Origin of the sequence: Pseudomonas umsongensis, from assembly GCF_002236105.1 — a bacterium.
Classification (GTDB): domain Bacteria; phylum Pseudomonadota; class Gammaproteobacteria; order Pseudomonadales; family Pseudomonadaceae; genus Aquipseudomonas; species Aquipseudomonas umsongensis.
On record NZ_NIWU01000002.1, the window covers coordinates 847,091 to 867,133 of the forward strand.

At 60.0% G+C, this 20,043-nt stretch carries 13 protein-coding genes and 1 pseudogene; 7 read left to right on the top strand and 7 right to left on the bottom strand.

Going from position 1 to position 20,043, the window contains the following annotated elements; genetic code table 11:
- The first annotated feature begins 64 nt into the window (after positions 1-64).
- Both hrpA and PSUM_RS14275 read left to right on the top strand, forming a co-directional pair.
- Positions 65-3,976, top strand: coding sequence for an ATP-dependent RNA helicase HrpA (hrpA, locus tag PSUM_RS14270; protein WP_083348408.1), 3,912 nt, complete (start codon positions 65-67; stop codon positions 3,974-3,976).
- 330 nt (positions 3,977-4,306) lie between these two features.
- Positions 4,307-5,428 (top strand): beta-ketoacyl-ACP synthase III, encoded by a 1,122-nt coding sequence (locus PSUM_RS14275; RefSeq protein ID WP_083348409.1) that lies wholly within the window; start codon positions 4,307-4,309, stop codon positions 5,426-5,428.
- A gap of 236 nt (positions 5,429-5,664) precedes the next feature.
- Here the strand turns inward: PSUM_RS14275 and PSUM_RS14280 are convergent, their stop codons facing one another.
- Positions 5,665-6,984 carry a putative porin gene (locus PSUM_RS14280; RefSeq protein ID WP_083348410.1) on the bottom strand — a complete coding sequence of 440 codons (1,320 nt, stop codon included), beginning with the start codon at positions 6,982-6,984 and terminating at the stop codon, positions 5,665-5,667.
- Positions 6,985-7,266: 282 nt separating this feature from the next.
- On the opposite strand from PSUM_RS14280, the gene PSUM_RS14285 reads away from it, so the two are divergent.
- A complete protein-coding gene (locus tag PSUM_RS14285) occupies positions 7,267-8,391 on the top strand; it encodes a GNAT family N-acetyltransferase (RefSeq protein ID WP_083348411.1) in 1,125 nt (374 codons plus the stop codon).
- Positions 8,392-8,409: 18 nt separating this feature from the next.
- Here the strand turns inward: PSUM_RS14285 and aqpZ are convergent, their stop codons facing one another.
- From aqpZ to PSUM_RS14310, 5 genes and pseudogenes are all read right to left on the bottom strand, one after another.
- Positions 8,410-9,108: an aquaporin Z gene (gene aqpZ / locus PSUM_RS14290; protein WP_020801285.1), complete on the bottom strand. Its 699-nt coding sequence runs from the start codon at positions 9,106-9,108 to the stop codon at positions 8,410-8,412.
- Between the two features lie 194 nt (positions 9,109-9,302).
- The gene (locus tag PSUM_RS14295) at positions 9,303-11,135 is read right to left on the bottom strand and encodes an ABC transporter ATP-binding protein (protein ID WP_020801286.1); all 1,833 of its coding nucleotides are present in this window, start codon (positions 11,133-11,135) and stop codon (positions 9,303-9,305) included.
- 92 nt (positions 11,136-11,227) lie between these two features.
- Positions 11,228-11,785: a peptidylprolyl isomerase A gene (locus PSUM_RS14300; RefSeq protein ID WP_020801287.1), complete on the bottom strand. Its 558-nt coding sequence runs from the start codon at positions 11,783-11,785 to the stop codon at positions 11,228-11,230.
- 3 nt (positions 11,786-11,788) lie between these two features.
- Positions 11,789-12,594, bottom strand: a pseudogene (locus PSUM_RS14305) (alpha/beta fold hydrolase).
- Positions 12,595-12,608: 14 nt separating this feature from the next.
- Positions 12,609-13,532, bottom strand: coding sequence for a PA3225 family LysR-type transcriptional regulator (locus PSUM_RS14310; protein WP_020801289.1), 924 nt, complete (start codon positions 13,530-13,532; stop codon positions 12,609-12,611).
- Positions 13,533-13,582: 50 nt separating this feature from the next.
- On the opposite strand from PSUM_RS14310, the gene PSUM_RS14315 reads away from it, so the two are divergent.
- From PSUM_RS14315 to PSUM_RS14340, 4 genes are all read left to right on the top strand, one after another.
- The gene (locus PSUM_RS14315; protein ID WP_020801290.1) at positions 13,583-13,897 is read left to right on the top strand and encodes a hypothetical protein; all 315 of its coding nucleotides are present in this window, start codon (positions 13,583-13,585) and stop codon (positions 13,895-13,897) included.
- 150 nt (positions 13,898-14,047) lie between these two features.
- Complete coding sequence (locus tag PSUM_RS14320) at positions 14,048-14,647, top strand: FMN-dependent NADH-azoreductase (RefSeq protein WP_033044030.1); 600 nt, start codon at positions 14,048-14,050, stop codon at positions 14,645-14,647.
- 1,801 nt (positions 14,648-16,448) lie between these two features.
- Complete coding sequence (locus PSUM_RS14335) at positions 16,449-17,315, top strand: carboxylate/amino acid/amine transporter (RefSeq protein WP_020795416.1); 867 nt, start codon at positions 16,449-16,451, stop codon at positions 17,313-17,315.
- A gap of 179 nt (positions 17,316-17,494) precedes the next feature.
- Entirely contained in the window at positions 17,495-19,138 is a 1,644-nt protein-coding gene (locus tag PSUM_RS14340; protein ID WP_020795415.1) for an acetolactate synthase large subunit, read from the top strand.
- 150 nt (positions 19,139-19,288) lie between these two features.
- Here PSUM_RS14340 and ycaC read toward each other — a convergent pair whose 3' ends face one another.
- A complete protein-coding gene (gene ycaC, locus PSUM_RS14345; RefSeq protein WP_033043018.1) occupies positions 19,289-19,921 on the bottom strand; it encodes an isochorismate family cysteine hydrolase YcaC in 633 nt (210 codons plus the stop codon).
- Positions 19,922-20,043 lie beyond the last annotated feature (122 nt).

Sequence of the window (20,043 nt, forward strand, 5' to 3'; positions counted from 1 at the left end):
CACGGAAGCCCAAATCTGCGACAATCCGCCCCCTGCGCCACTAGACGACTGAATTGCGTACCTGATGACCGACGAATCGCCCTCCATCGACAAACTGCTGAAAAACCTCGATCACGCCATGCTCGCCGACCGCCACCGGCTGCGGCGGCAGTTGCTTGAGCTGCGCAAGAAACCCGACGAGGCCAAACTGGCCCAGTGGGTAGCGCGGATGCAGGCGTCTTGTGACCAGGTGCTGGCCCGCCGTGCCAGCCTGCCGGTGATTCGTTACGACGACAGCCTGCCGATCGCCGCCAAGCGCGACGAAATCAAGAAGGCCCTGCAACAGCATCAGGTGCTGATCATTGCCGGCGAAACCGGGTCGGGTAAAACCACCCAGCTGCCGAAGATCTGCCTGGAAATCGGGCGCGGCCAACATGGCCTGATCGGCCACACCCAACCGCGTCGGATCGCCGCGCGCAGCGTGGCCGCCCGTGTGGCCGAAGAACTCGGCACGCCGTTGGGTGCCCTGGTCGGCTATCAGGTGCGGTTCGAGGACCAGAGCGATTCCAATACGTTGATCAAGCTGATGACCGACGGCATCCTGCTGGCGGAAACCCAGAACGACCGTTATCTGGAACGCTACGACACGATCATCGTCGACGAAGCCCACGAACGCAGCCTCAACATCGATTTCCTGCTCGGTTACCTGAAAACCCTGCTGCCGCGTCGTCCGGACCTGAAAGTCATCATCACTTCGGCGACCATCGACCTGGAGCGCTTCTCCAAGCATTTCGACGATGCGCCGATTGTCGAGGTCTCCGGTCGCACCTTCCCGGTGGACACCTGGTATCGCCCGCTGACCCTGGAACAGGACGAGGAAGGCAACCGCGTCGAAGACGACCTGACGGTGGATCAGGCGATCCTCGCCACCCTCGATGAAATTGCCGCCTATGAGCGCAGCGAACGCCGCAGCCCCGGTGACGTGCTCGTGTTCCTGCCCGGCGAGCGCGAGATTCGCGACGCCGCCGACATGCTGCGCAAGGCCCAGCTCAAACACACCGAGATCCTGCCGTTGTACGCGCGCCTGTCGCCGGCCGAGCAGCAGCGGATTTTCCAGTCGCACCCGGGCCGTCGCGTGGTGCTGGCGACCAACGTCGCGGAAACCTCGCTGACCGTGCCGGGCATCCGATACGTGATCGACAGCGGCACTGCGCGCATCAGTCGCTACAGCTACCGCGCCAAGGTCCAGCGCCTGCCGATCGAAGCCATTTCCCAGGCCAGCGCCAACCAGCGTAAGGGCCGATGCGGACGGGTCGAGCCGGGCATCTGTGTGCGCCTGTACAGCGAAGAGGATTTCCTCGGGCGTCCGGAATTTACCGATCCGGAAATCCTGCGCACCAACCTGGCCGCGGTTATTTTGCAGATGCTGCACCTGCGCCTCGGCGAAATCACCGCGTTCCCGTTTATCGAACCGCCAGATGGCAAGGCGATCAGCGACGGTTTCAACCTGCTGCAAGAACTCTCGGCAGTAGACCGCAACAGCCAGTTGACCCCCCTTGGTCGCCAATTGGCGCGGCTGCCGGTGGACCCGCGCATGGGCCGCATGCTACTCGAAGCGGCGAAGCTCGGCAGCCTGCAGGAAGTGCTGATCGTCGCCAGTGCCATGTCGATCCAGGACCCGCGCGAACGTCCGCCGGAACGCCAGCAAGCGGCGGATCAGGCCCATGCGCAATGGAAGGACAGCGACTCGGACTTCGCCGGGCTGGTCAACCTGTGGCGCGGTTTCGAAGAGCAGCGCCAGGCGCTGACGGCGAGCCCGCTGCGCAACTGGTGTCGCAAGAATTTCCTGAATTACCTGCGTCTGCGTGAATGGCGCGACTCCCATCGCCAATTGAGCCTGATCTGCCGCGACATGCAGTTGAGCCTCAATAAAGAGCCGGCGGACTATCCAAAACTGCACAAGGCGGTGCTGGTGGGGTTGCTGAGCCAGATCGGCCAGAAAACCGAAGACGGCGATTACCTCGGCGCGCGTCAGCGACGATTCTGGATTCACCCCTCGTCAGGTATCGGCAAGAAGCGTCCGCAATGGCTGATGACCGCCGAACTGGTGGAAACCACCAAGCTGTATGCACGCATGGTGGCCAAGATCGATGCCGACTGGATCGAGCCGCTGGCCGGGCACCTGATCAAGAAAAACCACTTCGAACCCCATTGGGAGAAGAAGCGTGGCCAGGTCGTGGCCTTCGAGCAGATCACCCTGTTCGGGCTGATCGTGGTCGGCCGCCGGCCGGTGCATTACGGCCCGGTCGATCCGGTGGTGTCCCGTGAACTGTTCATCCGTGAAGCGTTGGTGCGCGGCGAGATCCAGTCCAAAGCCAAATGCCTGACCGCCAACAAGCAGTTGCTGGAACAGCTTGACGAGCTGGAAGCCAAGGCCCGTCGCCGCGACATCCTGGCTGACGAAGAAACCCTCTACGCCTTCTACGATGCGCGCCTGCCGGCAGAAATCCACCAGACCGCGACCTTTGACAGCTGGTATCGGATCAACAGCCAGAAAGACCCGCAACTGCTGATCATGCGCGAGGAAGACGTGCTGGCCCGCGAAGCCAGTGAAGTCACCGCCCAGCACTATCCGGACACGCTGCACATCGGCGACCTGGAACTGGCCCTGAGCTACCACTTCGAACCGAACCACCCGCGTGATGGCGTGACCCTGCGGGTACCGGCACCGCTGTTGCCGATGCTGCCGCCGGAGCGCCTGGAGTGGCTGGTGCCGGGCGTGATCGAAGCCAAGTGCATTGCGCTGGTGCGTAACTTGCCCAAGGCCTTGCGCAAGAATTTCGTGCCGGTGCCGGATTTCGTCAAAGCCGCGTTGCAGCGCATGACCTTCGCTGAAGGCTCGTTGCCACAAGCCTTGGGTCGCGAGTTGTTGCGCATGACCGGCGCCCGGGTCAGCGATGAAGCCTGGAGCGAGGCGGCACAACAGGTCGAAAGCCATCTGCGGATGAACCTGGAAATCGTCGACGCCCAGGGCAAGTTTCTCGGCGAAGGACGCGACCTGGCCGAACTGACGGCGCGTTTCGCCGAAGCCAGCCAGGCTGCCCTGGCGGTACCGCAAACCGCGAAAAGCCAGCAGCCGGTCGAACCGAAAGTGTTCGCCGCCGTCGCCGAGAAAACCCAGCAGAAGATCGCCGGCCTGTCGATGACGGTCTATCCGGCGCTGGTGGAAGAGGCGGGGACGGTCAAGGAAGGACGGTTCTCGACTCCGGCCGAAGCCGAGTTCCAACATCGCCGCGCCCTGCAGCGCTTGCTGCTGCAACAACTGGCGGAACCGGCGAAGTTCCTGCGCGGCAAGTTGCCGGGCCTGACCGAACTGGGGCTGCTGTATCGCGACATGGGCCGTGTTGATGCACTGGTCGAAGACATACTGTTGGCCAGCCTCGACAGCTGCATCCTCGACGGTGAAGACCCGCTGCCACGCGACGGTGCCGGGTTGGCGTCGTTGGCCGAACGCAAGCGCGGTACCTGGACCGAACATGCCGAACGCGTGGCGAAACTGACTCTGGAAATCCTCAAGCACTGGCACGGCCTGCAAAAGCGCTTCAAGGGCAAGATCGACCTGGCGCAAGCCGTGGCCCTGAACGACATCAAGCAGCAGCTCAGCCACCTGGTGTATCCGGGATTTGTCCGGGAAACGCCGATGCAGTGGCTCAAGGAACTGCCACGCTACCTCAAGGCCATCGAACAGCGTTTCGAAAAAATCGGCGCCCAGGTGCAACGGGATCGGGTCTGGAGCGGCGAGTTGTCCGGCCTCTGGACGCAATACCAGACCCGAGCCAACAAACACGCCCAGGAAGGCAAGCGCGATCCACAGCTGGAGCTGTATCGCTGGTGGCTGGAGGAATACCGGGTTTCGCTATTCGCCCAGCAGTTAGGGACGAAGGTGCCGATCTCCGACAAGCGTCTGAGCAAACAGTGGAGCCAGGTCGAGCCCTGACACGAACCCCTGTAGGAGCGAGCATGCTCGCGATGGACGTCAACGATTACGCGGGGTGCCTGATGCCCGCGGCGCCCTCGAGTTTTTCGCGAGCATGCTCGCTCCTACAGGTATCGCGTCGTACCGCCGTATTTGCAAAAGGGGCGAAAATCCAAGGTTTATGGCAAACTTCGCGACCATAAGCGCCAGTTTCACGGGCTAGAGCCTTCGGCCAGCTCGCGCGACGGATCAAGCGATGCCAGGTTTGCGTCCCCGGGACGGAAATAGACCCTTTGCGTATTGGTACGACTGTGCCAATACTTTCTGCCTGAACAGATTAGAGACACGACCATGCATAACGTCGTCATCAGCGGCACCGGCCTGTACACCCCGGCCAACAGCATCTCCAACGAAGAGCTGGTGCAGTCTTTCAATGCTTATGTCGCTCAATTCAACACCGACAACGCCCAGGCCATCGCCCGCGGCGAAGTCGAGGCGTTGACCGAATCCAGCGCAGCGTTCATCGAGAAAGCCTCCGGCATCAAAAGCCGTTTTGTCATGGACAAGGAAGGCATTCTCGACCCCCAGCGCATGGCGCCACGCTTGCCGGAGCGTTCCAACGACGAATGGTCGGTGCTTTGCCAGATGGCCATCGGCGCAGCTGAACAAGCCCTGCAACGTGCCGGCAAAAACGCCGCGGACATCGACGGCGTGATCGTCGCCTGCTCCAACCTGCAACGCGCCTACCCGGCCATCGCCATCGAAGTCCAGGAAGCGCTGGGCATCCAGGGTTTTGGTTTCGACATGAACGTGGCCTGCTCCTCGGCCACCTTCGGCATCCAGGCCGCGGCCAACAGCGTCCAGCTGGGCCAGGCCCGGGCGATCCTGATGGTCAACCCGGAAGTTTGCACTGGCCACCTGAACTTCCGCGATCGCGACAGCCACTTCATCTTCGGCGATGCCGCTACCGCGGTGATCATCGAGCGCGCTGACCTCGCCACCTCCAGTCACCAGTTCGACATTGTCAGCACCAAGCTGCTGACCAAGTTCTCCAACAACATCCGCAATAACTTCGGCTTCCTCAACCGCGCCGCGGAAGAGGGCATCGGTGCCAAGGACAAACTGTTCGTGCAGGAAGGCCGCAAGGTGTTCAAGGAAGTCTGCCCGATGGTCGCCGAGCTGATCGCTGCGCACCTGGAAGAGAATCAGCTCAATGTCAATGACGTGAAGCGTTTCTGGCTGCACCAGGCCAACCTCAGCATGAATCACCTGATCGTCAGGAAGCTGCTGGGCCGTGAAGCCACCGAGCAGGAAGCGCCGGTGATTCTCGATACCTATGCCAACACCAGTTCGGCAGGTTCGGTGATTGCGTTCCACAAGCACCAGGATGATCTGGCCGCGGGCTCGCTGGCGGTGCTCAGCTCGTTCGGCGCTGGTTACTCGATCGGTAGCGTGTTGCTGCGCAAACGCTGAGTTTTTCGCCGTAGCTGAAAAGATCGCAGCCTGCGGCAGCTCATTACATGGATCGATGTTCAATCGCGATATTGCGTTGAACCCGATCGCGTAGGAGCTGCCGCAGGCTGCGATCTTTTTTTACGCCAATAGAAACAGCCCGGCGTTGACCTATCGGAGGATGATGGGGACCGATAGATCAACGCCAGGCTGCAAGAGTGGCTCAGGCATCCGTGCCGGAGTCGTGTAGCGGGAAATCAGAACTTCGCTTCGGCATCCAGTTGCAGGGTGTTGATGTCGGAGTCCTTCAGGTTGACGCTGGCGTTGGTGTAGTCGGAGTTCGCCATGAAATACGTCGCGCCCAGGGTGAAGTTCTTGTCGAGCTCGTAGCTGACTTTCAGCTTGCTGCCACGCGAACCGGTGAAGCCGTTGGCAAAGTCAGAGTCGGTGAAGGCACCCACCACAGCGTTTTGCTGCACGTCGCGGTAGTTGTAGTCCAGGCCGAAGCCGTAGACCTTGGTCTTGACGCCGGCCAGCCAACCGGTGTCCTTGTCGTTGCTGGCTTCGGCGTTGTGCACGTACTGGCCGTACAGCGACAGCGGCATTGGCAGGCCGCCGATGTCGATCTGGCTGAACCCTTCCCACAGGCGGAACTGCTCGCCCGGGGTGTTACCGTTGACGGCCAGTGCGCAAGGCGAGGTGCTGGCGGTGCAGGCGCTGTCTTCGTCGTTGTCGTAGTTGTAGAGGCTGCCGCCCACGGTCATTTTCAGGTTGTCGGTGATGGCGAAACGCGCACCCAATTGACCAGCGTACAGGCGCAGGTCGTGCTTGAACTGCACCCCTTCGCCGTCGACGTTGTCCTTGAGAGTGTAGTGACCGGCGCTGCCGAACAGTTCGGTATTGCCCAGCGGGTATTTGTAGGTCAGGGCCAGGCCTTCAGGGTTGATGTCGCTGTCCCAGATGATGTCGCCCATGCTGACCCACGGCTGCAGCATCTTGCCACCGATCACGTGCAGGTTCTTGATGGCGTCGGGGTGGTAGTCGACATAACCCAGGTCCAGCCAGATCTGCTTCTTGTCGAAGTAGTTGTTCAGGTCCTGGTTGGTGGAGCGAGCGTCGTCGCTGCTGCCGGTGGCAATACGAATGCCGGTGTCCACTTGCGGGTTGATTTCGCTGAACGCACCCAGGCGGGCACGAATGCGTTGGCGATCCTGGTCTTTGTTGTTGGAAACGCCATCGTTGTGGACGTTTTCCTGACGGAAACGCACGTCGCCCTTGAATTGGGTCTTGGCCGCCCACGCCAGTTTCTGGTCGAAGGTGCTCAGCTCATTGGTTTTCTTCGCGGTTGCCGCGATCTGCTCGTTGGTCTCTTGCTGGGCCTGACGAGCGATTTGCTGGTCTTTCTGGTCCCGTGCCAGCTCGGCTTGCAGTCCGCTGTACTGGGCGTTGGTAATCGAGCCATTCGCCTTGAGCATGTCGAGCAGTTTGGCGTCGACTGCAGCGCTGGCAGGAACACTGATGGCCAGCAACAGGCCGCCACACAAGGCCGCCGCAGTTTTCGTGGAAGCAAGACGCATATCAATCTCCGAAGATGAGAGTGGATGGCTGGACCATCCTGGGCACAACCGACCATGGGGTGGACGGAAAACAGTGGCCGGATATAACCCGGCGCTCTAAAAACAGGCGCCAGTATCGCGATGGTTTATGACAGTGCAGTGGCAGAGTGATGGCATGTCTGTGACGGTGCCCAGTCGTTGCAAACGATTGATCCAGAGCGCTGTCGTCGAATTGCCCGTGTGCAATGCACAGCGATAGGCGATACTCGCCAAGCTTTCACGCCATGAAGAGTGAGGACGGTGATGCCGTTGCAACGCCTGCAAAACCTGTCGGAAATCGACCCGCAAACCTGGGATGCGCTGGTACCCGAGAACCAGCCATTTCTGCGGCACGGGTTTCTCGGCGCGCTGGAAGACAGTGGCAGTGTCGGGCCTCATTCCGGCTGGCAGCCCGAGCATTTGCTGCACGTTGAAGGCGAACGACTGATCGCTGCGTTGCCCAGTTACCGCAAATGGCATTCCTACGGCGAGTACGTGTTCGATCACGCCTGGGCCGATGCCTGCGAACGCGCCGGCATCGATTACTACCCCAAGCTTTTGACCGCCGTGCCGTTCAGCCCGGTTAGCGGGCCACGCCTGCTGGCGGCCAGGGTCGAAGATGGTTTCGAATTGCTCAAGAGCCTGCCGGGCTACCTGGAGATCGAACAGCTCTCCAGTGCCCATATCAACTTCACCGACCCGTTCACCGACGCCGCACTGGCCGAACAACCTGGCTGGCTGCAACGCATCGGTTGCCAGTACCACTGGCAGAACCGTGGCTATCGAGACTTTCAGGATTTTCTCGACGCCCTGAGTTCGCGCAAGCGCAAGCAGATGCGCAAGGAACGCGAGCAAGTCGCCGGACAAGGGATTGAATTCGAATGGCTCGAAGGTCGGCAACTGACCGAGGCACAGTGGGATTTTGTCTATGCCTGCTACGCCAACACTTACGCGGTTCGCCGGCAACGACCTTACCTGACGCGGGAATTTTTCAGCCTGCTGGCCGAGCGCATGCCGCAGGCGATACGAGTCGTTTTGGCCAAACAGGGCTCACGCCCGGTGGCGATGGCCTTCAGCTTGGTTGGTGGCGACAGTTTCTATGGTCGTTACTGGGGCTGCCTGGCGGAGTTCGACCGCCTGCATTTCGAGACCTGTTTCTACCAGGGCATGGACTACGCGATTGCCAACGGCTACCAGCGTTTCGATGCCGGCGCCCAGGGCGAACACAAGTTGATTCGCGGTTTCGAACCGGTCATCACGCACTCCTGGCATTACTTGCGTCATCCCGGCCTGAAAGCGGCCGTGAAGGATTTTTTGCAGCAAGAGCGGATCGGGGTGTTGGCATACGCGGATGAGGCGAAGACCGCCTTGCCTTACCGGCAAGGCTGATCTTCGCAGTGCCTCCGCTCAGAGTTGTTCCTTGCCCAACCAGCGATAGAGCACACCGCCGACGACCGCGCCGAGCAGCGGCGCGACCCAGAACATCCACAATTGCTGAATCGCCCAGCCGCCAACGATGAGTGCCGGGCCGGTGCTGCGTGCCGGGTTGACCGAAGTGTTGGTGACCGGGATCGAGATCAGGTGGATCAGGGTCAACGCCAGGCCAATGGCAATCGGCGCAAGCCCCGCCGGCGCACGATTGTCGGTGGCGCCGAGAATGATCAGGATGAACATGGCGGTCATCACCAACTCACACACAAACCCCGCCGCCATCGAGTAGCCGCCAGGGGAATGTTCGCCGAAGCCGTTGGACGCCAGGCCCCCCGCCAGTTCGAACCCGGGCTTGCCACTGGCGATGAAGTACAACAGGGCGGCCGCAATCACCGCGCCAATCACTTGGGCAATGATATACGCTGGCAGCTCCTTGGCCGGGAAGCGTCCGCCGACCACCAGTCCCAGCGACACCGCCGGATTCAGATGACAACCGGAAATGTGGCCAATGGCAAATGCCATGGTTAGCACCGTCAGGCCAAACGCCAGGGATACCCCCAGCAAACCGATCCCGACATCCGGGAACGCAGCGGCCAGTACCGCACTGCCACACCCGCCCAACACCAGCCAGAAGGTACCTACCAATTCTGTAGCGGAACGTTTGAACAGAGACATGAGAGAGTGTCCTTTCGAGAGTTTGCTGCTTTGTGCATCCAGCAGATGGACTGCAGAACCACCTCCAGAACCTTGGATCAGTACAGCACCGTTTTTATAAAGTTCCAGTGGGCATAAAAAAACGCCAACGCCCGTTGCACGGGCGTGGCGGCTTTTTTTGCTGCATTTGTAGGCGCAAGTTAGCTCCTGCAGACCTAGTCGATCCCCACAAACCCTCCGGTCTGGTGCTGCCACAACCGCGCATACAAACCGCCGTGGGCCAGCAGTTCAGCGTGAGTGCCGGTTTCGGCAATCCGGCCATTCTCCAGCACTACCAGCCGGTCCATTCGGGCGATGGTCGAGAGTCGGTGGGCGATGGCGATCACGGTCTTGCCCTGCATCAGGGTTTCCAGGCTTTCCTGGATGGCCGCCTCGACCTCCGAATCCAGGGCCGAGGTAGCCTCGTCCATGATCAGGATCGGCGCGTCCTTGAGCAGGACGCGGGCGATGGCAATGCGCTGGCGCTGGCCGCCGGAAAGCTTCACCCCGCGTTCCCCGACATGGGCATCGAAACCGCTGCGGCCTTCAGCGTCGGACAACAGCGGGATGAACCCGTCGGCCCGGGCCTTGTGCACCGCTTCCCAGAGTTCGGCATCGGTGGCGTCGGGTTTGCCATACAACAAATTATCGCGGATCGAGCGATGCAGCAGCGAGGTGTCCTGGGTAATCATGCCAATGCGTTCGCGCAGGCTTTCCTGGCTGACGTCGGCGATGTTCTGGCCGTCGATGAGAATGCGCCCGCCTTCCACGTCATACAGGCGCAGCAGCAGATTGACCAGGGTCGACTTGCCCGCACCGGACGGACCGATCAGGCCAATCTTCTCCCCGGGTTTGATCGTCAGGTTGAGCCCGCCGATGATCCCGCTCTGTTTGCCGTAGTGGAAATCCACATTTTCGAAACGTACTTCGCCACGGGCGACCGCAAGGGGTTTGGCCTGGTCGCGGTCAGTCACGCTGACCGGCTGCGAAATGCTCTGCAAGCCATCCTGGACCATGCCGATGTTTTCGAAGATGCCGGTAACCACCCACATGATCCAGCCGGACATGTTGACGATGCGGATCACCAGCCCGGTCGCGAGTGCAATGGCGCCCACGGTGATCAGCGACTGCGTCCACAGCCACAGGGCCAGGCCGGTGGTGCTGACGATCAACAGGCCGTTCATGCTGGTGATGACCACGTCCATGCTGGTGACGACACGGCCGGCCAGCTGGGCTTTTTCGGTTTGCTCCTTGATCGCTTCGCGGGCGTACTGTTGCTCGAAGTTGGTGTGTGCAAACAGCTTCAGGGTGGTGATGTTGGTGTAGCCGTCGACGATCCGCCCCATGAGTTTGGAGCGCGCATCGGAGGCCACCACCGAGCGATCCTTGACCCGTGGCACGAAGTAGTAGAGCGCGCTGATGAAGGCGATGATCCAGGTCAGCAGCGGGATCATCAGGCGCCAGTCGGCTTCGGCGAACAGCACCAGCGAGCTGATGGCGTAGATCAGCACATGCCACAGCGCATCCACCGCCTGCACCGCGGAATCGCGCAGGGAGTTGCCGGTTTGCATGATGCGCTGGGCGATGCGCCCGGCGAAGTCGTTCTGGAAAAAATTCAGGCTCTGCTTGAGCACGTAGCTGTGGTTCTGCCAGCGAATCAGGCTGGTCATGCTGGGGCTGAGGGTCTGGTGCACCAGCAGGTCATGCAGGCCGACGAATACCGGGCGCAAAACCAGTGCTACCACCACCATCCAGGTCAGTTCGAGGCTGTGTTGCTTGAAAAAATCCGCGTTGGGCGTGCCCTGGGCCAGGTCGATGATGCGGCTCAGGTAGCTGAACAGCGCCACTTCGATCAGTGCACCGATCAGGCCGACGATAAGCAGGGCGGCAAAACTGGGCCAGACCTGCTTGAGGTAGTAAGTATAGAAAGGCAGGACCCGATCCGGCGGTGCGGCTGTCGGGGCATCGCGGAAGACGTCGATCAGTTTTTCGAAACGGCGATAAAGCATCGGTTATTCACCCGCGAACGGGCTCTCCTTCAACGGTTTGAGCGTTGCCGGCAACACCGGCAACGGCCCGGACATCCTTGTCCAGCTTAGTCTTAGTCGATGCGCTTGGCCGACTTGATGAACACCGGGTCGGCGGGCACATCCTTCATGCCATTGCGCACGGTAGTGGGCGAATTGACGATGATGTCCACCACGTCCATACCTTTGACCACTTTGCCGAACACCGCGTAGCCATCACCCTGGTCGAGGAAATCGTTGTCCTTGACGTTGATGAAGAACTGGCTGGTCGCCGAGTCAGGGACCGAAGTACGTGCCATGGACAAGGTGCCACGAACGTTGACCAGGCCGTTCTTGTGCTCGTTCTTGATCGGCGCCTTGGTTTCCTTTTGCTGCATTTGCTGGGTGAAGCCGCCGCCCTGGACCATGAAACCCGGGATCACGCGGTGGAAGATCGTGTTGTTGTAGAAGCCGCTGTCCACGTACTCAAGGAAGTTCTTGGTACTGATCGGGGCCTTGACCGGGTCCAGTTCGATTTCGATCTGGCCGTTGGTGGTTTCCAGAAGAACGTGCGGCGCCTTGGCAGGCGTTGCCGCCATCAGGTTGGCGGCAAACAGTACGGAGCCAGCGGCGAGGGCGATTTTTTTCAGCATGGGTCAGTGATCCTGAGTGTGGAAGTGTCGACTGCGGTGAGAAATTCGAGCAGCGTCTGGTTGAAGCGTTCGGGCTGGTCCAGCGGGGTAGCGTGACGCGAATCGGCGATCACGGCCAGCCGCGCATTCGGCAGCAGCCTGACGTAGTTTTCCTTCAGCGCGACCGGCGTGTAGTCACGGTCGGCGCTGACGATGAGGGTTGGACAGGAAATCCTCGAAAGTCGTTCCTGCACCCCCCAGCCAACAATGGCATCGAAGCTGGCGAGATAAGCATGTTTGTCGTTTTTTGCCCAGCGCTCGGCCATCTTTTGTCGCAAATCAGCCTGTTCTGGCTTGGGGAACAGTTTGCCGCCCAGGGCTTTGCCGATGCGGTGAAGGCTGAGTACGCGCATCAGGCTCCAGCGCTTGAACCACTGCCAATAATCGTCGCGGGTGTGCAACTTGACCTCGGGTGCGCTATTGACGATGCACAGGCTCTTAAGCAATTGCGGCTGGTCCACGCCCAGCTGAAAGCCGATCATGCCCCCCATCGACAATCCTACGTAATGCACGGGCTCCAGGTTCAGGTGCTCGATCAGTGCCACCAGGTCGGCGCTGAACCCGGCGATGCTGTAGCGCTCGCGGGGTTTGTCGGAGCGCCCGTGACCGCGTACATCCGGGACGATCACCCGGTAGCGGGCGGCCAGCGCCGGGATCTGTTCTTCCCAGTCGAGGGTACTGGAACCCAGGCCGTGGACCAGCAGCAACGGCGTGCCGTGGCCATATTCCTCGTAGTGCAGGTTGCAACCTTCGTGTTCGAAATAGGCCATGCATTACCTCCGTGTCAGGCTTGTTCTGGGGCGGCGAACGGTGCGTCCAGGGGTGCAGTGTCGAATGTGCGCAGCAGCTCGACAAGAATCTGCGTCGCCGGGCCGAGCGGTTTTTCCTTGTTCGAATACAGGTAAAAGCTCGGGTTGCGGCTGCCGCCCTGGTCCAACGGTAGCACCTTGAGCGTACCTTCCTTGAGTTCGCGTTCGATCATGTGCCTTGGCAACCAGGCGAACCCCAGGCCGCTGCCGACAAAAGTGGCGGCGGTGGCCAGGCTGCCGACGGTCCAGCGTTGTTCGGCACCGAGCCAGCCGACGTCCCGTGGTTGCTGGCGCCCGGAGTCGCGGATAACTACTTGCAGCTGGCTTTCCAGGTCCTGGAAATTCAGTTCGCGGTTGAGGCGGTGCAGGGGATGTTCCGGATGCGCGACCGCGACGAACTCGACATCGCTCAATTCCGCGCCCAGGTAACCGGGAATGCTGAAACTGCTGATGGCCAGGTCGGCCACGCCTTCGAGCAGGACCTCCTCCACACCCGACAGCACCTCTTCGCGCAGACGCACGCGACAGCCGCGGCTTTGCGGCATGAACGCGGTCAGCGCGCGGACCAGGCGGGCGCTCGGGTAGGCGGCATCGACCACCAGGCGCACTTCGGCTTCCCAGCCTTGCTCCATGTGATGGGCCAGGTCTTCGAGCTGACTGGCCTGTTTCACCAGTTGCCGGGAGCGGCGCAGCAACACGCCGCCAGCCTCGGTGAGTACCGCTTTGCGCCCGTCGATGCGCAACAACGGCACGCCGAGCTGGTCTTGCATGCGCGCCACGGTGTAGCTGACCGACGATTGCGAGCGGTGCAGCGCTTCGGCGGCCTGGGCGAAACCGCCGTGGTCGACCACGGCTTGAAGCGTTCGCCATTGATCAAGGGTCACGCGGGGCGCTTTCATGATGGGCTCCTGTTGTCCTAAGCTGCGCAGTTCTTATTGGAGACTGCTGAATGAAAAAAATCTGTTCTTTGTTGCTGGCGATGCTGCCAATGACTGCGTTTGCTTATCCGATCGACGTACAAAAAGAGCTCAATGGACTGAAGATCGACTACACCACCTATGCCTCCGATTACGACATGGGCTCGATCACCGTGAACAACTACGGCGACACCGCTGCCGAATGCTCGGTGGTGTTTCGCAACGGTCCTGAATCGCCAAAGACTCGCAGGGTCAACTTGGACGCGGGTAAGAGCGCGGATCTTTCAGCCAAGTTCAACCGCAAGATCATCAAGCTGTACATCACCATGACCTGCAAGCCGAAATGACCTCCAGCGGAGCACGCGAATTGCCGATGCTCCGCTTATAAACGAAATTATCGATTGGTTATAGCAGTTATTTGCGCTTTTTCATCGATATGACTCTGTTTAACCTTCACTCCATCGACTTACAGCATTCTCAGATGGAGCCTACAAACCATGTCCCGCGTTCTGATCATCGAAAGCAGTGCCCGTCAGCAAGACTCGGTTTCCCGTCAACTGACCCAGACCTTCATCAGCCAGTGGCAAGCCGCGCACCCCGGCGACCAGATCACCGTTCGCGACCTGGCTGTCAATCCGGTGCCGCATCTGGACATCAACTTGTTGGGCGGCTGGATGAAGCCCGCTGAGCAACGCAGCGACATCGAACAGCTTTCCCTTGAACGCTCCAACCAGCTGACCGACGAGTTGCTGGCCGCGGACGTGCTGGTAATGGCCGCGCCGATGTACAACTTCGCCATCCCGAGCACCCTCAAGGCCTGGCTTGACCATGTGCTGCGTGCCGGCGTCACCTTCAAGTACACCGAAACCGGACCGCAGGGTTTGCTCAGTGGCAAGCGCGCTTATGTACTGACGGCGCGCGGCGGGATCTACGCCGGCAGCACCGCGGATCACCAGGAACCCTACCTGCGCCAGGTCATGGGCTTCATCGGCATCCACGACGTGACGTTCATCCACGCCGAAGGCATGAACCTGGGCGGCGACTTCCAGGAGAAAGGCCTGAACCAGGCGAACGCCAAGCTTTCCCAGGTGGCCTGAGCCGTTAATCGCCAGATAATCACTGGATGGTCTAGTGACCTGGCGCGTAACCCTTCAAGCCTGCACGCGCATCGAACCTCCCTTTGCACTTGTTGCTCCTGAGTGCTCTAGCCCGATTGAACGCTTTAGCGAGATCGGGCTTTTTTTTGCCCAGGGTTTTGTGAACGGACCCATAACCACTGTGGGAGCGAGCCTGCTGGCGATTGATCGTTCCCACGCTCTGCGTGGGAATGCCGCCAGGGACGCTCCGCGTTCCACTGACAACGCATTAATTGAGCCCTGCGCAGCGGTGATGCGTAGCGTCACAGGAAGCTATGTGTGAGATTTATTGTCGGAGTGCATATCCATTGCTGCGGTAACGGCGGCTTATGGTTTCGCCCTTACGGCGACTCCCTTTTTCAAACGCCAAAAAGGAAGCAAAAGGCTTTTGCCCCACCACTTGGTGCCTCGCTTAGGCTCGGCATGCCCTCACTCCGGCATTGCTCCGTGGGTCGCCGCGATGGGCCATCCCTGGCCCAGCGCGGCTAAACCGGCGTCCTGCCGGTTTCCCCACTGCGCAATGCCTGCGTTCGGCCATCGTGGTTAACGGGGCGCCTGCGATCAACAGCAAAGCGAGGCGGCCTGACAGCCGACCTGACTTTTTCGGGTGCACCTGGATCTCCTGCGGGAGCGAGCCTGCTGGCGATTGATCGTTCCCACGCTCTGCGTGGGAATGCCGCCAGGGACGCTCCGCGTTCCACTGACGACGCGTTAATTGAGCCGTGCGCAACGGTGATGCGAAGCGTCACAGGAAGCTGTATGTGAGATTTATTGTCGGAGTGCATATCCATTGCTGCGGTAACGGCCACCTATGGTTTCGCTTTTACAGCGACTCCCTTTTCCAAACGCCAAAAAGGAAGCAAAAGGCTTTGCCCCACCACTTGGTGCCTCGCTTAGGCTCGGCATGCCCTCACTCCGGCATTGCTCCGTGGGTCGCCGCGATGGGCCGTCCCTGGCCCAGCGCGGCTAAACCGGCGTCCTGCCGGTTTCCCCACTGCGCAAGGCCTGCGTTCGGCCATCGTGGTTAACTGGGCGCCCGCGATCAACAGCAACGCGAGGCGGCCTGACAGCCGACCTGACTTTTGCAGGTGAACCTGGATCCCCTGTGGGAGCGAGCCTGCTGGCGATTGATCGTTCCCACGCTCTGCGTGGGAATGCCGCCAGGGACGCTCCGCGTTCCACTGACGACGCATTAATTGAGCCCTGCGCAGCGGTGATGCGTAGCTCACAGGAAGTCCTTTCTGAAACTTGCTGTCGGAGTACATATCCATTGTTGCGGTAAAGGCCACTTAGGGTTTCGCTCTACAGCGACTCCCTTTTTCAAACGCCGGAGTGCCGGCCCAGCAAAAAGGAAGCAAAAGGCTTTGCCCCACCACTCGGTGCCTCGCTTGGGCTCGGCATGCCCTCTCTCCGGCATTGCTCCGTGGGTCGCGGCGTTGGGCCATCCTTGGCCCAGCGCGGCTAAACCGGCGTCCTGCCGGTTCACCCACTGCGCAACGCCTGCGTTCGGCCATCGTGGTTAACGGGGCGCCCGCGATCAACAGCAAAGCGAGGCGGCCATAAAGCCGACCTGACTGTTACGGGTGTACCTGGATCCCCTGTGGGAGCCTGCTCGCGATGACTGAGTGTCAGACGGCATCGATGTTGCCTGTAATACCGCTATCGCGAGCAGGCTCGCTCCCACAGGGTTTTTGTATCGTTTGACTGTTCGCGATCCCCGTCAAAACCCGCTATCTTCGCCGCCATTCGAAACGAGGCGAGCATGGGCTATCTACTTTTTGTCACGCTGATCCAGGCGTTTTCCTTCAGTCTGATCGGCGAGTACCTGGCCGGTCATGTCGACAGTTACTTCGCGGTGCTGATACGCGTGCTGTTGGCGGGGCTGGTGTTTATCCCGCTGACCCGCTGGCGCTCGGTGGAACCGGCCTTCATGCGCGGCATGCTGCTGATTGGCGCCCTGCAATTCGGTGTGACCTACGTCTGCCTGTACCTGAGCTTTCGCGTGCTGACAGTACCGGAAGTGCTGCTGTTCACCATCCTCACGCCACTGCACGTGACCCTGATCGAAGACGCGTTGAACCGTCGCTTCAACCCCTGGGCCCTGATCGCGGCACTGGTGGCGGTGGCGGGGGCCGCGGTGATTCGCTTCGACCGGATCAACCCGGACTTCTTCATGGGTTTCCTGCTGCTGCAACTGGCCAACTTCACCTACGCGGCCGGACAGGTGCTCTACAAACATCTGGTCGCACGTCACCCCAGCGACTTGCCACATTACCGGCGTTTTGGCTATTTCTACCTGGGCGCATTGGCGGTGGCATTGCCGGCGTTCCTGCTGTTCGGCAAACAGAACTTCCTGCCTGAAGCACCGCTGCAATGGGCGGTGCTGTTGTTCCTCGGCCTTGTCTCGACCGCGTTGGGGCTGTACTGGTGGAACAAGGGCGCGTGCCTGGTGAATGGCGGGACGCTGGCGGTGATGAACAACTTGCATGTGCCAGTGGGGTTGCTGATCAATCTGTTGATCTGGAATCAGCATGAAGAATTGGGACGATTGTTGCTCGGTGGTTCGGTGATCTTGATGGCTGTGTGGATCAGCCGGTTGGGTGTACGCCAACCAGCCATCGCGCACTGATCCGTCGGATTGCGCAAACGGCCGTCTATCATTCTAGCGTGCGCCTTTAAATCGACCGATTGAGAAAACAGAACCTCGTTGTTTTTTTATAGGGCACTGTATGTGCCGCGTCCAAGGAATCGAGCGCACACAAACTCAACAATTACCGCATTTCCGCCAAGTGTAGGTGAGACAAGAAAATGGCCAAAGCTGCCGATGTGGTTGTGCAATGCCTGGAAAGTGAAGGCGTCGAGTATGTATTCGGCATTCCTGGCGAGGAAAACCTTGACCTGCTTGAATCCCTACGCAAGTCGACGATCAAGCTTGTGCTCACGCGTCACGAGCAATCCGCCGGCTTCATGGCCGCCACCTACGGCCGCCTCACGGGTAAGACTGGCGTCAGTCTTTCCACCCTCGGCCCTGGTGCGACGAATCTGGTGACGGCCAGCGCGTACGCCTATCTGGGCGGCATGCCCATGATGATGATTACGGGTCAGAAGCCGATCAAGAAGTCCAAGCAAGGCCGTTTTCAGATCATTGATGTGTGCGGCATGATGGCGCCGATTACCAAGTACACCCACCAGTTCGCCTCGGCAGACAACATCCCGGCGCGGATGCGTGAAGCGTTTCGCCTCGCTGAAGAGGAAAAGCCCGGAGCCGTCCACCTGGAACTGCCGGAAGATATCGCCGCCGAGCAAACCGATAGCATGCCGATGCCGCGGAGCTTGCATCGCCGTCCATTGGCCGAGCACAAGGCTGTCGAGGCTGCTGTCGAGAAGTTGCAGAACGCTCGCAGTCCAATCCTGGTGATTGGCGCAGGTGCCAACCGCAAAATGACCGCCAAGGTTTTGAAGCAACTGATCGACGATACCGGCATTCCCTTTATCACCACCCAGATGGGCAAGGGCGTGGTTGATGAGCGCCACCCGCGCTTTCTCGGCAATGCCGCGTTGTCGTCGGGAGACTTCGTGCACCGCGCCGTCGAGGCTGCCGACCTGATTGTCAACATCGGCCACGATGTGATCGAGAAGCCGCCATTCTTCATGGTGCGTGGCGGCACCGAAGTCATCCACATCAACTTCCGCTCTGCTGAAGTCGATGCCGTGTATTTCCCGCAGATTGAAGTCATTGGCGATATCGCCAACGCCGTCTGGCAGATCGGCGAAGCGCTGAACGATACCAGCCATTGGGATTTCACACGGCTGATGGCGATTCGTGATGCGAACGAAGCCCAGATCATCGAAGGGGCGGACGACAACAGGTTCCCGGTCTACCCACAGCGCCTGGTTGCCGACATTCGTCGCGTGTTGCCTTCTGAAGGTATCGTTGCCCTGGACAATGGCATCTACAAGATCTGGTTTGCCCGCAACTACAAGGCTCACAAGCCCAACACCGTGCTGCTGGACAACGCGCTGGCGACCATGGGGGCGGGTCTGCCTTCCGCCATGGCCGCGCATTTGGTGTACCCGGATCGTCCGGTGATCTCCGTGTGTGGGGACGGCGGTTTCATGATGAACAGCCAGGAGTTGGAGACAGCGGTTCGCCTGAACATGAATTTGACCGTGGTGATCCTGCGGGACGACGGCTACGGCATGATCCGCTGGAAGCAGGCGAACATGGGCTTTACCGATTTCGGCCTGGATTACGGTAACCCGGACTTCGTTAAATACGCCGAGGCCTATGGCGCCAATGGTCACCGCGTGGAGAGCGCCGAGGGTTTCCTGCCGCTGCTGGAACACTGTGTCAAGACACCCGGTGTGCATGTGATCGACTGTCCTGTCGATTACAGCGAAAACGACCGCATACTGAACATGGAGTTGCGCCAGCGTAGCGCGGCCATTTGATTTCGCAGCAAGATTTTTTGACGGGCTCGTATACCTGATCGCGAGCATAGGCGGGCGCAGGCTGAAGCATTGAAGTCCTGGCAGGTGCAAATACAAAAGGGCCCTTCAAGGGCCCTTTTGGCGTATGCGTTGTCTGAACTCAATGGCCAATCAAGCCTGGCGCGCTGCCATTGCCGAGTAGCTGTTCATCAGGTTGCGGTAGTTCGGGATGCGCTGGGACAACAGGTTGCCCAGGCCTTCAATGTCGTTGCGCCAGTCACCCTGCAATTCGCAAGCGACCGAGAACCAGTTCATCATTTGCGCCCCGGCCTGGGTCATACGGTTCCAGGCTGCCTGTTGTACGGTGGAGTTGAAGGTGCCGGAAGAATCAGTGACTACGAACACTTCAAACCCTTCTGCGAGGGCAGACAACGTTGGGAAGGTCACGCAGACGTCAGTCACCACACCGGCGATGATCAGTTGCTTGCGACCGGTCGCCTTGATGGCCTTGACGAAGTCTTCGTTGTCCCAGGCGTTGATCTGGCCAGGTCGGGCTATGTAGGGCGCGTCCGGGAACATTTCCTTGAGTTCGGGTACCAGTGGGCCATTGGGGCCTTGTTCAAAGCTGGTGGTGAGGATGGTGGGTAGCTCGAAGAATTTTGCCACGTCGGCCAGTGCCAGTACGTTGTTCTTGAACTCGTTGGGCGAAAAGTCTTGAACCAGGGAAATCAGGCCAGTCTGGTGGTCAATCAACAAAACTACGGCGTCGTCTTTGTTCAGGCGGTTGTAGGTAGCGTTGCTCATGATGAAATCCTTTCGAGGTAGGTGAGTGGCGTCGTTCAACATGAGCACAGATTAGGGTTTGCGATGAGGCAGAAAAAGCCGGTGAAAAGCGTTTAACTGTCAACCTGGAAGAGACAATCTGG